General features: G+C 67.5%; 12 protein-coding genes. 1 reads left to right on the top strand and 11 read right to left on the bottom strand.

The annotated features are described in order from the left end of the window. Positions 1-14: 14 nt before the first annotated feature. Positions 15-689: an amino acid ABC transporter permease gene (locus G481_RS0101005; RefSeq protein ID WP_028028348.1), complete on the top strand. Its 675-nt coding sequence runs from the start codon at positions 15-17 to the stop codon at positions 687-689. 15 nt (positions 690-704) lie between these two features. Here the strand turns inward: G481_RS0101005 and G481_RS0101000 are convergent, their stop codons facing one another. The 11 genes from G481_RS0101000 to G481_RS0100950 form a co-directional block, all read right to left on the bottom strand. Continuing rightward, positions 705-2,060, bottom strand: a complete 1,356-nt coding sequence (locus G481_RS0101000) for a cytochrome P450 (RefSeq protein WP_028028347.1) — start codon at positions 2,058-2,060, stop codon at positions 705-707. Then, positions 2,057-3,265, bottom strand: a complete 1,209-nt coding sequence (locus G481_RS0100995) for a hypothetical protein (protein ID WP_425402447.1) — start codon at positions 3,263-3,265, stop codon at positions 2,057-2,059. The genes G481_RS0101000 and G481_RS0100995 overlap by 4 nt, the downstream gene beginning before the upstream one ends. A gap of 171 nt (positions 3,266-3,436) precedes the next feature. Then, the gene (locus G481_RS0100990; protein ID WP_028028345.1) at positions 3,437-4,186 is read right to left on the bottom strand and encodes a cytochrome c biogenesis CcdA family protein; all 750 of its coding nucleotides are present in this window, start codon (positions 4,184-4,186) and stop codon (positions 3,437-3,439) included. Positions 4,187-4,293: 107 nt separating this feature from the next. Then, positions 4,294-7,092: an Rne/Rng family ribonuclease gene (locus G481_RS0100985; RefSeq protein WP_028028344.1), complete on the bottom strand. Its 2,799-nt coding sequence runs from the start codon at positions 7,090-7,092 to the stop codon at positions 4,294-4,296. Positions 7,093-7,627: 535 nt separating this feature from the next. Further along, positions 7,628-8,962, bottom strand: coding sequence for a sigma-54-dependent transcriptional regulator (locus G481_RS0100980; protein ID WP_028028343.1), 1,335 nt, complete (start codon positions 8,960-8,962; stop codon positions 7,628-7,630). 6 nt (positions 8,963-8,968) lie between these two features. Beyond that, the gene (locus G481_RS0100975) at positions 8,969-10,732 is read right to left on the bottom strand and encodes a sensor histidine kinase (RefSeq protein ID WP_035024729.1); all 1,764 of its coding nucleotides are present in this window, start codon (positions 10,730-10,732) and stop codon (positions 8,969-8,971) included. A 46-nt stretch (positions 10,733-10,778) separates the two neighbouring features. Further along, positions 10,779-11,447 (bottom strand): phosphoribosylformylglycinamidine synthase subunit PurQ, encoded by a 669-nt coding sequence (gene purQ, locus G481_RS0100970; protein ID WP_028028341.1) that lies wholly within the window; start codon positions 11,445-11,447, stop codon positions 10,779-10,781. A gap of 88 nt (positions 11,448-11,535) precedes the next feature. Then, a complete protein-coding gene (locus tag G481_RS0100965) occupies positions 11,536-12,459 on the bottom strand; it encodes a hypothetical protein (RefSeq protein ID WP_028028340.1) in 924 nt (307 codons plus the stop codon). A 102-nt stretch (positions 12,460-12,561) separates the two neighbouring features. Next, the gene (locus G481_RS0100960; protein WP_028028339.1) at positions 12,562-13,614 is read right to left on the bottom strand and encodes a glycosyltransferase family 2 protein; all 1,053 of its coding nucleotides are present in this window, start codon (positions 13,612-13,614) and stop codon (positions 12,562-12,564) included. A 167-nt stretch (positions 13,615-13,781) separates the two neighbouring features. After that, entirely contained in the window at positions 13,782-14,210 is a 429-nt protein-coding gene (locus tag G481_RS0100955; protein ID WP_028028338.1) for a VOC family protein, read from the bottom strand. A gap of 60 nt (positions 14,211-14,270) precedes the next feature. Further along, positions 14,271-15,593 carry a surface lipoprotein assembly modifier gene (locus G481_RS0100950; protein ID WP_161630499.1) on the bottom strand — a complete coding sequence of 441 codons (1,323 nt, stop codon included), beginning with the start codon at positions 15,591-15,593 and terminating at the stop codon, positions 14,271-14,273. Positions 15,594-15,640 lie beyond the last annotated feature (47 nt).

Genomic DNA, 15,640 nt, shown 5'->3' with positions numbered 1-15,640 from the left:
CGCCGAGGGCCGCCATGGACGCGATCGACATCTTCTTCAACCTCGACGTCCTGCGGCGCTCGATCCCGATCCTTTTGCGCGGGCTGGGCAATACGGTGCTGCTGGGGGCCGTAGCGATCCTGTGCGGCACGGCCCTTGGCATCGGCATCAGCCTGATGCGGCTTTATGCGCCAAAGCCCTTGCGCTGGCTTGCGGTGATCTACACCGACCTGATGCGCGCGCTGCCGGTGCTGGTGGTGCTGATCCTGATCTATTACGCGCTGCCCTTTGCCGGGCTGGTGCTGTCATCCTTCACGGCCGCCGCCGTGGCCCTGTCGCTGGTGCTGGCCGCCTATGCCGCCGAGGTGGTGCGCGCCGGCATCCAGGCCGTGCCCAAGGGCCAGTTCGAGGCAGCCTCGGCCCTTGGCCTTAGCTTCTGGACCACGATGCGCAAGGTGATCTTGCCGCAGGCCATCCGGCTGGTGATCCCGCCCCATGCCTCGAACTGCGTGAGCGTGATCAAGGATACCTCGCTGGCCTCGGTCGTTGCCATGACGGATCTGCTCAAACAGGCCACGGATGCGCAGGCGCTGTTCGCCAACCCGACCCCGCTGATCGGGGCGGCGCTGATGTATGTGGCCATCCTGTGGCCGCTGGTGCGGATGACCGGCTGGCTGGAAACCCGCTTCGCCCGCGCCTATCAGCGCTGAACGGCCCCGGCACCTTCAGCCGGCTGCCGGCTGCCGGCGGGCAAGGCGCAGGCGAATCCCGTCCCGCGCCCGAACTGTCAGATGCGCAACCGGCACCGGCGGGGCCCCCTCGGCCTGCAAGCAATAGGCGCCTACGATCAGGCCAAGCAACAACGGCCCTTCGACCATGGCAAAGCCCGCGCCAGGACAGACGCGCGGGCCGGCCGAGAACGGCAGATAGGCATCGCGCGCGCAGGCCCGGTTTTCCTCGCGCGTCCAGCGGTCAGGGTCGAAATCGTCGGGTGCCGGCCAGATGCGCTCATGCCGGTGCAGATGCCAGGGCGACAGCACCACCTGCGCCCCCGGCGCAACGTCGCGGTCCCGGAAACGCTCGTGCTGCACCGTCTCGCGCACCATCATCGGGACGGGGGGGTAAAGCCGCAGCGCCTCGCGGAACACATCGCGGGTAAAGCGCAGCCGCGACAGGTTCGCAAAGGTGGGATCCGCGGCAAACTCCGCCGCCTCGGCCGCGACGCGCGCCTGGGCCTCGGGGTGGGTGGCCAGCAGGTAAAGCGCCCAGGACAGCGCCGAGGCGCTGGTCTCGTGCCCGGCCAGAAAGAAGATCGCCACCTGATCGACCATCTCGGCCGTGTCGAACCGGGCGCCCGTCTCGGGGTCGGGCGTCGTCATGATCTTGGTCGCCAGATCGTCCGGCGCGGTGCCAGCGGCAATCGCGGCCATCCGCTCGGCGGTCAGCCGTTCGATCAGGCCCCGGATCGCCTGCGCGGTGCGCCGCGTGCGCCGCCGGTGCAGGCGCGGCACCCAGCGCGGCAGCGGGACAAAGGCGGCCAGGTTCAGGATCGGCTGGCTGCGCTGATAGTCGCGGAACTGGGCAAAGACCTCGGCCGCGACCTCATGCTCGATGGGAATGGAAAACAGCGTGCGAAAGATCACATCGGCCGCGGCATGGCTGGCATGGCCCTCGATCTCGACCACACCGGGCGCCAGCCGCGCCACCGCCGCCTGACCCGCCGCCAGCATCGCCGGAAAGCTGCCCCGCAGCCGCCCGCCTTCAAAGGCCGGGTCGATGATGCGCCGCTGACGCTTCCAGACCTCACCGTTGGTGACAAAGACCGAATTGCCCAGAAGCGGGCGGAGCCCCTCGCCGATCCGGTCGGATTTGGGAAAATCGTCGGGGCGGCCCTTCAGCACCAGATCGACCAGCGCCGGATCATTGCACAGATAGCTGCGAAAGAACGGCGTGCGGAATTCGGCCATCCACGCCCGATACAGCCGTGCCGGCTGGGCCGAGAGGATGTCGTCGCGAAACAGCCGCAGGTATCGCCAAAGCGAGACCCGATCAGGGCGGCTGGCAGGCTTGGGCGGGGTCATGCCATGTCCCTGTAGCGCGAGACCGGCGTGACGATGCGGCTTTTCGACGGGGCGCGCCCGCCCATCCGGTCCCACAAGGTCAGCGGCCCGGCGGTGATGCGGAAATAGTCATAAACGTCGGGCACATCGGGCAAGGCATCAAAGGCGCACAGATACTGGAAATGGATGCGGAAATAGCGCCATTTCAGCGCAGCCTGGCTTTGCGCGCTCAAGGTCTGGCTGAAGGCGGCCGAAATGACCAGCGGCCAGCGCGCGCCATCCGGCGCAACCCCGGTCACGGCGACCGGGTCGCACAGCGCAAAGGTGCAGCCATCGCCGGGGGCCGACACATCGACCCACGGGATGCGCCCCTGCCCCGCCATCAGCGCAAGATCGGCCCGCAGCCGCCGCGCCGCAGGCAGAAAGGACACCATCGGCACCGCCTGCCCCAGCGTCAGAAACGACAGCTGCGGCCCCTCTGGCAGGCCCTGACGGATCAGATCGGCCAGCACCGAGACCCCCAGATGCGCCCCCGAGGAATGCCCGACCACCAGAACCTCGTCCACGCCCTCGGCCATCGCGGCGCGAATGCGGGCGCCGAACTCGGACAGCCGCGCCTCCAGATCGGGCGCATAGGCCCCGCGCAAGGCCGCACCATAGGCGAAATCGTGCATCAGGTAATGTGCGAAAACCTTGCCATCCCAGCGCTTGAACAGCCGCAGCAGGCCCCAGCCTGCCCCCAGCCCCGGCACCAGCGCCAGCCAACCTGGCAGCCAGATCGCCAGCGCGTCCCAGACCAGCCAGACCGCCAGCAGCGCCAGGGCCAGTTGCCCCAGCAACATCCCCACCGGATAGAAGGCCGCAACCAGCGGGCCCTTGCGCAAACGCAGCAAGGGCCAGACCGCGCCCGAGCCGAAATAGACCCAGGCCGTGCGCAACAGCTGGCCATAGGTGGCGGCAATCCCGTCCGGCATCGCGGCCTGCACCAGATCGTGCCAGACCAGCACCTCGAATCTGGTCTCGACCTCGGTGCCCTCGATCCGCGCGCGGACCCGCCAGCCGGCCCCGTCGGCACTCAGCGCCAGTTCATGGCCCGACAGCCGGGCCTGCGCGGCGCCTTCCTTGCGGTAAAGCTCGCGGTAGCGGCGGGGCGGAAACGGATCAAATCCGGGGATGTAGACCACCACCCGCCGCGCGACCCTTGATTGCTGCCCCGTCTGCATCATCTTGCCCCAAATACCCATCGACAGGGCCGCCAGCGCCCGGATTGGCAAAGGCAGCACCCGGCCTTGGCCGTGCATGGGTATTTGGGGCGAGATGATGCAGCCATCGGCACCGCGAACTTCCACCGTCTCCAGATACCCGCGCGCCAATTCCTCGGCGCAAGGCTGGGGGTATCAACCCAAGGTGGCCAGAATGGGGAAAGTTTCAAGCAGCCAGAAGGAGAAGGCCGCAAACTGCCCCGTCGCCATCATCAGGCCGACCGTCCATAGCAAGAGGCCCGAGACCCGCTCGATCCGCCCCATGTGGCGCTTCATCCAGGCCATCGGACGCTGCATCGCCGGAAAGAAGGCCGCAACCAGCAGGAAGGGGATGCCAAGACCCACTGCATAGCCCGCCAGCAACAGGGTGCCGCGCGTCAGATCGGCCTCGGAGGCGGCCATCGACAGGATCGCGCCAAGGATCGGGCCCAGGCAGGGTGTCCAGCCAAAGGCGAAGGCCAGCCCCAGAACATAGGCCCCCAGCGCCGAGCCGCCCCGATCGCCCGCATCCACCCGCGCCTCGCGGTCCAGGAACGGCAGGCGGAACACGCCGACGAAATGCGCGCCGAAGACCATGATGACGATCCCGGCGATGGTGACGAACCAGTCCTGGTATTGCAGCAAGGCCCGCCCCAGCGCCGAGGCGGCGATGCCAAGGATCAGGAAAACCGTCGAGAGCCCCAGAACGAAGAAGGCCGCTGCCAGAACCACCGGCCCGCGGCGTTCGGCGCCTTGCATCTGCGAGACGGAAACCCCGCCCATATAGGCCAGGTAGGGCGGCACGATCGGAAGCACGCAAGGGCTGAGAAACGACAGCAGCCCCGCGAAAGCCGCCACCAGAAGTGCGGGCAATACCCCCGCGTCGATCAGGTCGATCCCGAACATGCGCACCCCCTTTGCATTGGCCCAGCCTTAGCCTGCGGGGCGCGGCGCGTCACCGGGACAGACGGTCACATCGGCGTGGGCCGGATGCGACCGTCTGAAGGTGTGGATCAGCGGGCCGACCACCAGCCACGACGGCGGGGCTTGGGTTCGCCATCGCCCGAGGTTTCCTCGGGCGCGCTTTCGGGTCCGGCTTCGGCCGCTGCGGGTGCTGCCACCGGCGCAGGTTCCGCGGCTGGCACGTCTTCAACCACCGGCGCGGCTTCGGCGACGGGCGCGGCTTCAACGGGCGCGGGTTCGGCCGCGACGAGGTCGGCAGGGGCCGCTTCGACCGGGGTTTCCTCGGTGGCCTTGGCCTTGCTGCGCGAGCGGCTGGAGGTGGTCGAGGTGCTGCGCTTGCGCGTGGGCTTCTTGGCCGGCGCAGCGTCTTCCTCGGCCGCAGGTGCCTCGGGGGCAGCGGTTTCGCTGACCTCGGCGGCCGCCTTCGACTTGGTCGCCCTGGGCTTGGCCGTGCTGGGCTTGGCCGTCTTGCTGCGCGAGCGGGTGGCCTTGGGCTTGGCCGGCGCTTCCTCGACCGGCGCATCGACCACTTCGGCCGCGGGGGCCGGCTCGATCGGCTCGCTGGTCACGACCTCGGCCGCAGGGGCCGCTTCGGCAGCGGCGATCAGCACGACAGGTTCCGGCGCCGCTTCGACGACCGCCTCGGTCACCTCTTCGACGTCCCCCTCGGCCTCGTCGCCTTCGGCCTCGTCGCCTTCGTCATCGCCCGCGGCATCGCCTGCCCCGTTCGCCTCGCTCGAGGCTCCGCCACGGCGGCGGCGGCGGCGGCGGCGCTTTTTCTTGCCGTTGCCCTGAGCATCTTCCTTGGCATCGGTGGCCGGGGCCTCGGCGACTTCGGCAACTTCGGCCTCTTCCTCGATCTCTTCCTCGATCTCGAGCGGCTCTTCCTCCAGCTCGGGCATCGCCGTCGCATCCAGCGAGACGACCGGCGCGGCCGGCGCCACGACGCGGGTCGCGGTCTTGAACTTCTCGATCACATAATCGGGGCTGATCAGCGCGGGATCGGCCTCCATCCGCACGGCCATGCCATAGCGGATCTCGATCTGGGCGATATGTTCGCGCTTGTGGTTGAAGAGATAGTTGACGATGCCGATCGGCGCCTTGACCAGCACCTCCTTGGACCGCTTGCGCGTGCCTTCTTCTTCCAGCGCGCGCAGGATCGCCAGCGCAAGGCTGTCGTCCGAGCGGATCAGGCCGGTGCCATGGCAATGCGGGCACGGCTGCGTGGTCGATTCCAGCATGCCCGGACGCAGACGCTGGCGGCTCATCTCCAGCAGGCCAAAGCCCGAGATCCGGCCGACCTGGATGCGGGCACGGTCGGTCTTGAGCTTGTCCTTCAGGCGCTTCTCGACGGCGGCGTTGTTCTTGCGCTCTTCCATGTCGATGAAGTCGATGACGATCAGACCGGCCAGGTCGCGCAGGCGCAGCTGGCGGGCGATCTCGTCCGCGGCCTCAAGGTTGGTCTTGAGCGCGGTATCCTCGATCGAGCCTTCCTTGGTGGCACGGCCCGAGTTGACGTCGATCGCGACCAGCGCCTCGGTGACACCGATCACGATATAGCCGCCGGATTTCAGCTGCACGACCGGGTTGAACATGCCGGCCAGATAGCTTTCCACCTGATAGCGGGCGAACAGCGGCTGGGTATCGACATAGGGCTGCACCGCACCGGCCTGCGACGGCATGATCATGCGCATGAAGTCCTTGGCGGTGCGGTAGCCCGTTGCGCCTTCGACCAGCACTTCCTCGATCTCGCGGGTATAGAGATCGCGGATCGAGCGCTTGATCAGATCGCCCTCTTCATAGATCGGGGCGGGGGCATGCGACTGGAAGGTCAGATCGCGGATCTGTTCCCACAGGCGGCACAGGTATTCGTAATCGCGCTTGATTTCCGCCTTGGTGCGTTTCGCGCCCGCAGTGCGGATGATCAGGCCGGCGCCTTCCGGCACCTCGATCTCGCCCGCGATTTCCTTGAGCTTCTTGCGGTCCACCGCATTGGTGATCTTGCGCGAGATGCCGCCGCCCCGGGCGGTGTTCGGCATCAGGACGCAATAGCGCCCGGCCAGCGACAGATAGGTCGTCAGCGCCGCACCCTTGTTGCCGCGTTCTTCCTTGACCACCTGGACCAGCATGATCTGCCGGACCTTGATGACTTCCTGGATCTTGTATTTCTTCGGGCGCTGGCGGCGCGGCTCGGGGATTTCCTCGGCCACGTCTTCTTCGGCAACCGATTCGATCTCGTCGTCGATGTCGGCGGCGTGATCGACGGCATGATAGTGTTCGTCGCCCGACTCGGAGTCCGTGGCCTCGACCGGCTCGGCCTGCACGACAGCATCATCCGGCTCGGGCCGCACGATCACGCCATCGACGATCTCGTCGACCAGGTCGGGCGCCTCGCCCGAGAACAGCGAATCGGCGCCGGTTTCCTCGCCCAGATCGACGACATCCATCGCGCCGATTTCCGTGCTGGTCACCGCATCAGAGGTGCGGGATTCAGCCTTGGGCGCCGGCTTGCGCGAGGGCTTGCGGCGGCGGCCGTTTTCCTCGTCGGCCTCGGCGCGGTGGGCGGCGCGCTCTTCTTCCAGCAGCGCGCGGCGGTCGGCGACCGGGATCTGGTAGTAATCCGGGTGGATTTCCGCAAAGGCCAGGAAACCATGCCGGTTCCCGCCGTAATCCACAAAGGCCGCCTGAAGCGAGGGTTCAACCCGCGTCACCTTGGCCAGGTAGATGTTCCCGGCCAGCTGGCGCTTGTTTACTGTTTCAAAGTCGAATTCCTCGACCTTGTTTCCGTCGACCACCACGACCCGGGTTTCTTCCGGGTGGGTGGCATCGATGAGCATTTTCTTTGCCATTACAATCCATTGCACCCGGACACATGCGCCACCTTCCCGGCGGCGCCCCGACAGGGGCACCGGGCAGGCCGGCGGATATGCAAGGGTGGCTTGTCAGGGGAAGGCGCCGGGCGGGGTGCTCGGGCGGCGCGGCCATGGGCCGCCCCGTCATCCTCTGCACCGATCCGTCTCGCACCATCGCGGTTCTCTCAAGGGTGCCTTGCAGCACCCGACTGTTTCAACCCGCTACGCCAGCGGCGCTTCGGGCAATTTGCGGTCTTGCGACCATTCCGGCTGCGGTATCGGGATGCTAGCGGCGCAAGGCCGCCCATATCGGGACGCGCAGAGAATTGCGGGCGGGGCCAGAACCCCGCGTGTTGCGACCCTACCGGGAAAGCGGCAGCGAACACAATGGGCTATTTTCGGCGGGCTATTTTCGGCAGGACATTTCCCGCCCGGCGGCTCCAACGGCCGAACGGCGGCACGCGGCGGACCCCAGGCCGGTTTCGGCCCCCGTGCGGGGGGCCGAGGCGATACAAAGGGCGAGGTGCCCGGGTCAGGTGTAATCCTGCCGTTGCAGGCCGTATTTCGCCATCTTTTCGTTCAGCGTCCGGCGCGGCAGGCACAGCTCTTCCATCACGGCGACAATACTGCCCTTGTGGCGGCGCATCGTATTGTCGATCAGCATCCGCTCGAATGCCTCGACATATTCCTTGAGCGGCTTGCCCTCGGTCGTCATGGCCGTCTGATCGCTGGCCTCGTTGTCCGCCATCAGAAGCGACGCGATCGAGCCCGAGCCGCGCCGGTTCTGCAACACCGCCCGTTCGGCAATGTTGACCAGCTGGCGCACATTGCCCGGCCAGGGCGCCTGAAGCAGTTGCGCGGCCTCTTGCGCGGTGACCTGCGGGGCATCGCAGCCGTATTCTTCGGCAAACTGTTCCGACATGCGGGTGAACAGCGTCAGAATGTCCTCGCCCCGCGTGCGCAGCGGCGGCAGGGTGATCTTCATCGCGCCCAGGCGATAGTAAAGATCCGGGCGCAGCACGTCCTCCAGCGTCTTGTCGGGGGCGTGTTCGTTGCAGATCGCGATGATCCGGGTTTCCGGTGGCGTGCCCTGCTCGTTGATGAAGGTCAGCAGGCGGGCCTGCAACGCATTTGGCAGCGCCTCTATGTCTTCCAGACACAGCGTGCCGCCCCGCGCCTCTTCGACCAGCGGCAGGCCGGCCCCTTCGGCAACCGGGCCGAACAGGCGATCAGACAGCGATTGTTCCGAATAGGCCGCGCAGGAAATCGTCACGAACTTGCGGCTGGCGCGCGGGCCGACGGCATGCAGCGCATGGGCCACCAGCGTCTTGCCCGTGCCGGTCTCGCCGTCGATCAGGACGTGGCTGTCGGCCTGCCCAAGATCCAGGATATCCTCGCGCAGCCGCTCCATCGCGGCGCTGGTGCCGATCAGCTTCTTCATCAGCGTGGAGCCATCGGACAGCTCGCGCCGCAAGGCGCGGTTGTCCAGCGTCAGGCGGCGCTGGTTGGTCGCCCGCTTGGTCAGGTCGGTCATCCGGTCGGGGTTGAACGGCTTTTCCAGAAAGTCAAAGGCGCCGACGCGCATCGCCTCGACCGCCATGGGCACATCGCCATGCCCGGTGATCATGATCACCGGCAGGCCCGAATCCATGCCCATCAGGCGCTTGAGCAGCGCCATGCCATCCATCCCCGGCATCTTGATGTCGGAAATCACCACGCCCGGAAACTCGGGCCCGATGGCCTTCAGCGCATCCTCGGCCGACGGATAGGTTTCGGTGTCAAATCCCGACAGAGCCAGCCACTGGCTGATCGAGGCGCGCATGTCCGCCTCGTCGTCAACGATCGCCACCTTCATCGCCCGTGCCATATGTCCTCACTCGGCTGCGTTTGCGTTCGTGTCCAATAGGGGAAGCGACAGATCGAATACAGCGCCCCCCCCTTCACCATTGCGTGCGGTCAGGCGCCCGCCCAGATCGGCCACGATGCCCGAACTGATGGCAAGGCCAAGCCCCACACCCTCGCCCGGCTTCTTCGTGGTCCAGAACGGCTCGAAAAGCTTGTCCAGATCGGTGATGCCGGGGCCGTTGTCGCTGACGGTCAGGGTGGCCGTCTCGCCCGCCGACAGCGCAATCTCGATCCGCGGGTCGGCGACATCGCGCGTGGCGTCCAGCGCATTGCGCAAAAGGTTCACGATCACCTGCTCCAGCCGGATACGGTCGGCCATCACCATGACCGGCGCACGCGGCAGGCTGCGGCTGATGCGCACCCGGCGGGGTTTGAGCTGCGGCTCCATCATCGACAGCGCCTCGCCGATGCAGGACTTGAAATCGACCGGCGCAAAGGCCTCGCCGCCCTTGCGGGCATAGGATTTCAGCTGCCGGGTGATCGCGCCCATGCGGTCGATCAGATCGTCGATGCGCTGGAAACTGGCCAGCGCCTCATCGGGCTTGCGCCGCTGCAACAGCAGCCGCGCGCCCGCCAGATAGGTCTTCATCGCGGCCAGCGGCTGGTTGAGTTCATGGCTGACGGCGGCCGACATCTCGCCCAGAACCGCCAGTTTCGACGATTGGGCCAGGGTCTGTTCTGCCACGGCAAGGTTTTGCTGCATCCGCTCACGCTCGGCGATCTCGCGTTTCAAACGCGCATTCAGCAGCCGCAGTTCCGCCGATTCGCGCTGAAAGGCGCGGCTTTGCAACCGGGCCCGGCGCGAAAGCAGGTAAAACGCCCCGACCGTCAGCAGGGCAAAGGCCATGATTTCCATGGCCAGAAAGGCATTCACCCGCTCGCGCACGGAATCGTAGCGGGAAAACATCACCATCCGCCAGCCTCGGAACGGCACCCGCGCCTCGGTGCGCATCACCGCCTCGCCCTTGAGCCAGGCATCGGGCTGGGCCTGCGTCCAATCGGACGTCACCTGCAACGCCCGTTCAATGGCCGAGGGCGGATCGCGCACCGCCAGCGCCTCTTCGACCGACAGGCCCCGCCAGCGCGGCTCGGTCGCCAGAACCACATGGCCCTCGCTGTCCACCACGGCGACGGCATCGGCAAAGCCGGCCCAGGACCGTTCGTATTTCATCAGGTCGACCTCGACCACGATGACCCCGCGCGATTTGCCCTCGGACACCATCGAGCGGGAAAATGTAAAGCCATACCCCCCCGTCTCGCGCCGCCAGGCGGAAAACACCGTCTCCTTGGCGCGCTGTGCCTCGACATAATAGGACTGGTTGCGGTGGCTGGTGCCAAGGCGGTTGCGGTCGGTCGCGGCGACCGTGCGCCCTTCGGCATCCAGCAGCAGCATCGAGGCGGTGCCCAGTTCGCCCTGCAGCATGATCAGCCGCTGCGAGGTGACGGAATAATCGCCCTTGTCCAGCGCCCCGGTCAGCGCCGGATCACGCGCCAGCAGCAGCGGCACCACCGAATTGCGCTGCAACTCGCTCATCAGGTTGCCGGTATACAGCGCCAGCCGCAACTCTGACCGGTTGCGGGTGGATTCGGTGAACCGTTCGGTCAGGAACTGGTGGGTGACCCAGACCACGGCCACCGCGACCCCCAGAATGGCAAGGGTCGCCAGCCGCAGAACCAGCGTGCGCCGCCTGCTGCCCAGCCCGTTGCTGTTGGTGTCCGCCGCCTCGGTCATGCCGGCACTCTAGGCCCGCCCCGGCCGCGCGGCAAGGCGCAGGGGCTCAGGCGGTGGCCAGTTGCCCGGCCAACGCGCGGAACAGCGCCGATCCGTCGGTGCCACCAAGCGCCGGATCCGCCGCCCGTTCCGGGTGGGGCATCATGCCCAGCACACGGCGGTTGGCCGACAGAACGCCCGCAATGTCGCGCGCCGCGCCATTGGGGTTTTCGGCATAGGTAAAGGCGATGCGCCCCTCGCCTTCCAGCCGGTCCAGCGTTTCTGGATCGGCCTGATAGTTGCCATCATGGTGCGCGACCGGCACGACCAGGTCCTGCCCCAGCGCATAGCCCGAGGTAAAGGCGCTGTCGGTGGTCGCAACCTTCAGAACGACCGGCTTGCAGATGAACTTGAGCCCCGCATTGCGCATCAGGGCGCCGGGCAGCAGACCGGATTCGGTCAGCACCTGAAAGCCGTTGCAGATGCCAAGGACGAACCCGCCACGGTCGGCATGGCGCTGGACCGCCGCCATCACCGGCGCGCGGGCAGCAATCGCGCCGCAGCGCAGGTAATCGCCATGGCTGAACCCGCCCGGAATGCCCACCACATCGACGCCTGCCGGCAGATCGGCATCCTTGTGCCACACGCGCGCCACCTCGAACCCGGCCTGTTCAAAGGCCACGGCAAGGTCACGGTCGCAGTTCGATCCGGGAAAGGTGACGACGGCAGCTTTCATGGCGGCTCTCCAGCTTGCGGCACGCGGCTTCCCTAGCGCAGTTCCCCGCAGGCCGCCAGCCCTTGCAATGCCGCAGCGGCGCATTCCGTCAGGCCGGGCTGCCCTTTTCGGCGGCCAGCTGGTCCAGCCGCTTGCGAAAACGGGGGGCTTGCGGAAACCGTGCCACAGCTGCCCGCAGGAACGCCTCTTCGCGCCCGCGCGCGGGCCCCAGCGCAAGACGGGCAGACAGGTTGCGCAGCCAGGGCAGATGACTGCGCCGCGCACGCCACAGCCGCGCCCATTCGCGCGCCGTCAGCCGCCCTTCGGCGGCCGCCGTCAAAAGCGGCTCGAGCAGCGCCATTTCGGCAAGCCCGGCTTCGGGCTGCGGACCAAGATAGCGGCAGGCCAGCCGCAGCACATGCCTGCGCCGGAACAGGGCGGCATGCATCGCATCTTCGGGCACCGCGGAATCGTGGATCACCACGACCTGCCCGGCCCCTTCCAGCATGTCCGGTGCATAGCCGAAGCGGCTGGTGAAATCGAGCCGCCGCGCCCCCAGGTAACGCCGGTCCCATCCTGCGACCGAAGGAGCAAGGCTGGCCAGCGGCCGCACCGCCAGAACGCTCGCCCCCGGCGCCGCCACGCTGAAGGCACAGGCCGCATAGCCGCCCATGCCGGCGCCGTGGAACACCACGCGGTCGAAATCCTCAAAGAACCCCTCGTCGATCAGCCGGTCGAAATAGCCCCAGACCCGCCGGTCGCGAAACCAGGTCTCGCCATCGGCCATCAGGCACAGATGCGACCAGCCCTTGGCCGCCGCGATCCGGTGCACCTCGGGCATGTCGCCCGGCGCGCGCGCCTCCAGCTCCTGCATGGTCTGGAAGCTGACCAGAAGCGTCGTCCCCTCGTCGGCGAAAAAGGCCCAGTGCCTTGGCCCCAGCGGCTCGAAATAGCCGCTGTCCTCGGCCAGCTCGTCAAGCCGCGCCAGCCAGGCTGCGCGGGTGTCGGAGGTGGAGGTAGCAGTCTCGGTCATCGTCTTGCCTTCGGGCCGGGGTGCTTGCGATGCTCTCTCATCGACTTGCACCATGATTGAACCGTGCAGACAATGCGGCAGCAATAGGATTGATGCCCCGCCTCAGGAAACAGTCTGTTTGCGCCCGTCTTTGGCTTGGCCGTGATGCCAGATCGCGCGCGCCTCGGCTTCGGTCAGCACGCGCGTGGACGGGGTCATCATCAGCCGCCCGAACAATGCGCGCCAGGGCTCATCCTGCATCAGGGCGGCAAACCGCGCCTTGCGCCAGGCGACGGCGCCCCGGTGCAGCGGGCCCAGCACCGGATCGGCGTGAAGCCCCGCCAGCAACGGCGCCGCGCGGTCTGCCATCCGCCGGATGCCGAGATCCTCGACCGTGTCGAAATTGCGCTCGACCCAATAGCCCAGATCAAAGGCCGAGCTGTCCCGGTTCGCCCGCCCCCGGTCGGCCTTGACCAGATAGCCCTCCATCGAGCCAAGGGCATAGTGGTTCAGCTGCACCAGCGCATAGGGCGCAGCGCCCGGATCGGTAAAGACGCGGTTCCTGACGAACCCCTCGGTCAAGCGCCGCCCTGCCCCGTCCACCCAGATCTCGGCCCCCAGCCGCGCCGGATCGGGGTTGCGCGGCCGGTGGACCCCCAGCTTGCGAAAGGCACCATCGGGGCGAAACAGCGTCTTGACCATCTGCGCACGCCAGGGCCAGTGCAGCACCTCGGGCGCGCAGCGGGTAAAGGCCTGCGTCACCGGCTCATCGTCAATCGCCACCCGCCCGGCATTGCCGAACATCCGCCAGGTCATGACAAAGGCCGTCGCTTCGGGCCGCGCCGCCCTCAGCGCGGCCAGCGTGCCATCGCCGACCCGCACATCGACGAATTCGTCGATATCAAGGACCATGGCCCAATCGGCCGCCGCCTTCAGGGGGTGCCGGTCGGCGGCCTTCAGCGCGGCCCATTGCGGGCCTTCGGCATGGGGCCCATCGTTGGGCACATGAACCAGCCAGCCCAGATCGGCCAGCCGGTCCAGCATGGCGCCGGTGCCATCGTCGCAATCATTGGAAAAGACAAGGAAATCGGTGAACCCGACCACCCGGTGATGCGCCAGCCATTCCAGCACAAAGGAAGCTTCGTTCCGCACCGTCAGGATCGCCAGTGTCCGCACGCCTGCCCCATCATCTTGCCCCAAATACCCAAACCCGGCCAGCAACCCGCGCAGCACCGGGCCATCAAGCCCGCACCGTCCGGATCACGCGCGCCGCTGCCCCTTCACCTTTCTCCAAATACCCGGACCCGGCCGGCAGCCCGCGCCCCCTTGGCCCCCAAGGCCCATCACCAGTGGCCGGTATTGCCCATGCTGGCCCAGGGCTCCTCGGGCGCCCGCGCGCCGCCCTTTTGCAGCAGCTCGATCGACACATTGTCGGGGCTGCGCACAAAGGCCATGCGGCCATCGCGCGGCGGGCGGTTGATGGTCACGCCATTGGCCTGCAGATGGGCGCAAGTCGCATAGATATCGTCCACCTCATAGGCCAGATGGCCGAAATGGCGTGAATCGCCGGGCAGCCCCTCGTCGCCGTCCCAGTTCCAGGTCAGCTCGACCGGGCAGTCCGGCTGGCCGGGCGGCGCCATGAAGACCAGCGTGAACCGGCCTTGCTCGCTGTCATAGCGGCGCGTCTCGACCAGACCCAGCAAGGCATAGAAGGCCATGGATTTTTCAAGGTCCAGCACACGGACCATGGTATGCAGATAACGAAGGCTCATCCGGTTCTCCTTTGCGTCTGCCCGAACATAGGCCCTGCGCTTTCCCGGCGCCACCCGGTGTCAGAACACCGAACGGAACCCCAGCGACAGCCCGACATCGCGCCCGTCATAGAGCTTGACATTGGACCGGAACCGGCTGGCCCGCAAATCCAGCGTCGGGGCAAAGCCCATGTAATCCAGCGTCTCGAAGGTCAGCGACACCCCCGCATCCAGCCGCAAATCCCGCCGCCCCGAGGGCGCCAGCAGCGAGGCATCGTAATTGCGCCGCTCGATCCCCAGCGAGGTCTCGATCCGCACCCCCGCCACCGGCTGCGCCTTTTCCCAGCCCAGCCGCGCCAGCACGGCGCCATGCCGCACCTCGGGGCTGAACGAATTCGCCCGCCGCGCGCCAAAGCCGATGCGCAGCCGATCGCCCGAGGCGAGCGCCTGCACCATCCCGCCCTCGACGGTCATCAGATCGGCATCGCGAAAGGCAGAATCGCGGCGCCACTGGCGCTCCAGCGACATCTCGCCATAAAGCGCGCGGCGCGGGCTCAGCCCCCGCTCGCCCGCCATGTCCAGCTTGAGGTAATCCGACAGCGGATCCCCCCCGAACCAGTTGCGGCCCAGCGTCGCGCCCAGCTGAACCATGCCTTTCTGAAAGCCCAGCGTCTGGCTCAGACCCAGCTCGACCGCGCCAAAGTCGAAATTGCGGCGCGGGTTCGCCGTGCCCCCCAGCGCGGCCTGATCGGCGACCCATTTGTCCAGCTTTGCGGTCGACTCGGACGACAGCCGCACCTCGCGCCGCGTGGCCGACAGCCGCAGCCAGGTCGAGCGCCGTTCGCTTTCCGCCAGCCGAAAGCGGGCACCGACGCTGGCCTGCGCGGTCCAGCCGGACAGCGCCTGAGCATCGGGGCTGAGCGCGCCGAACATGCCAAACCCTTCGATCTCGTCATGCTGGCTGCCATTGTTGACGTTGGACGAGGGCGCCACGCCAAGGCTGAACGACAGCCGCAGCGGATTGCGCGCGCGCACATAGCGGAAATCGCGCATCGCCACGCTGCGCGCCGCCGGCGTGGGCGCGGCATCCATCGCCTTGCGCAGCCAAAGCTGCGCGGCCGTCCGGTTGCCCGAAGATGACAGCACCTGCGCCCGCGTCAGCGCCGCGCCAAAGCGGTCTGACGGGGTATCGGCCGCTGCCCAGGCGACGCGCGCGGCCTTGCGCGCCTCGGCATCGCGCCCCATGTCGCGCAGAATGCGCGCCCGCAAGATCAGCGCCACCGCATCTTGCGGATCGCGCGCCAGCAGGGCATCGGCCACGACCATCGCCCGGCCAGTCTCGCCTGCCGACAGCAGATCAAACCCCAGCGCCCGCATCTGGCCAGGGGTCAGATCCTGCGCCATCGCTGGACCCTGGGCCACCGCGACCCACAGGGCAGCGATCGCCGTCA

This window comes from Gemmobacter nectariphilus DSM 15620, from assembly GCF_000429765.1.
Classification (GTDB): domain Bacteria; phylum Pseudomonadota; class Alphaproteobacteria; order Rhodobacterales; family Rhodobacteraceae; genus Wagnerdoeblera; species Wagnerdoeblera nectariphila.
The sequence above is the reverse complement of the archived record's forward strand: the minus strand, read 5'-3'. Positions and strand labels throughout refer to the sequence as shown.

What these genes read in the sequence shown, in the direction of transcription:
- G481_RS0101000 (WP_028028347.1), bottom strand. Translation starts at nt 2,060, where the DNA reads ATGACCCCGCCCAAGCCTGCCAGCCGCCCTGATCGGGTCTCGCTTTGG.
- G481_RS0100995 (WP_425402447.1), bottom strand. Translation starts at nt 3,265, where the DNA reads ATGATGCAGACGGGGCAGCAATCAAGGGTCGCGCGGCGGGTGGTGGTC.
- G481_RS0100955 (WP_028028338.1), bottom strand. Translation starts at nt 14,210, where the DNA reads ATGAGCCTTCGTTATCTGCATACCATGGTCCGTGTGCTGGACCTTGAA.
- G481_RS0100950 (WP_161630499.1), bottom strand. Translation starts at nt 15,593, where the DNA reads ATGGCGCAGGATCTGACCCCTGGCCAGATGCGGGCGCTGGGGTTTGAT.
- purQ (WP_028028341.1), bottom strand. Translation starts at nt 11,447, where the DNA reads ATGAAAGCTGCCGTCGTCACCTTTCCCGGATCGAACTGCGACCGTGAC.
- G481_RS0100990 (WP_028028345.1), bottom strand. Translation starts at nt 4,186, where the DNA reads ATGTTCGGGATCGACCTGATCGACGCGGGGGTATTGCCCGCACTTCTG.
- G481_RS0100975 (WP_035024729.1), bottom strand. Translation starts at nt 10,732, where the DNA reads ATGACCGAGGCGGCGGACACCAACAGCAACGGGCTGGGCAGCAGGCGG.
- G481_RS0101005 (WP_028028348.1), top strand. Translation starts at nt 15, where the DNA reads ATGGACGCGATCGACATCTTCTTCAACCTCGACGTCCTGCGGCGCTCG.
- G481_RS0100985 (WP_028028344.1), bottom strand. Translation starts at nt 7,092, where the DNA reads ATGGCAAAGAAAATGCTCATCGATGCCACCCACCCGGAAGAAACCCGG.
- G481_RS0100965 (WP_028028340.1), bottom strand. Translation starts at nt 12,459, where the DNA reads ATGACCGAGACTGCTACCTCCACCTCCGACACCCGCGCAGCCTGGCTG.
- G481_RS0100980 (WP_028028343.1), bottom strand. Translation starts at nt 8,962, where the DNA reads ATGGCACGGGCGATGAAGGTGGCGATCGTTGACGACGAGGCGGACATG.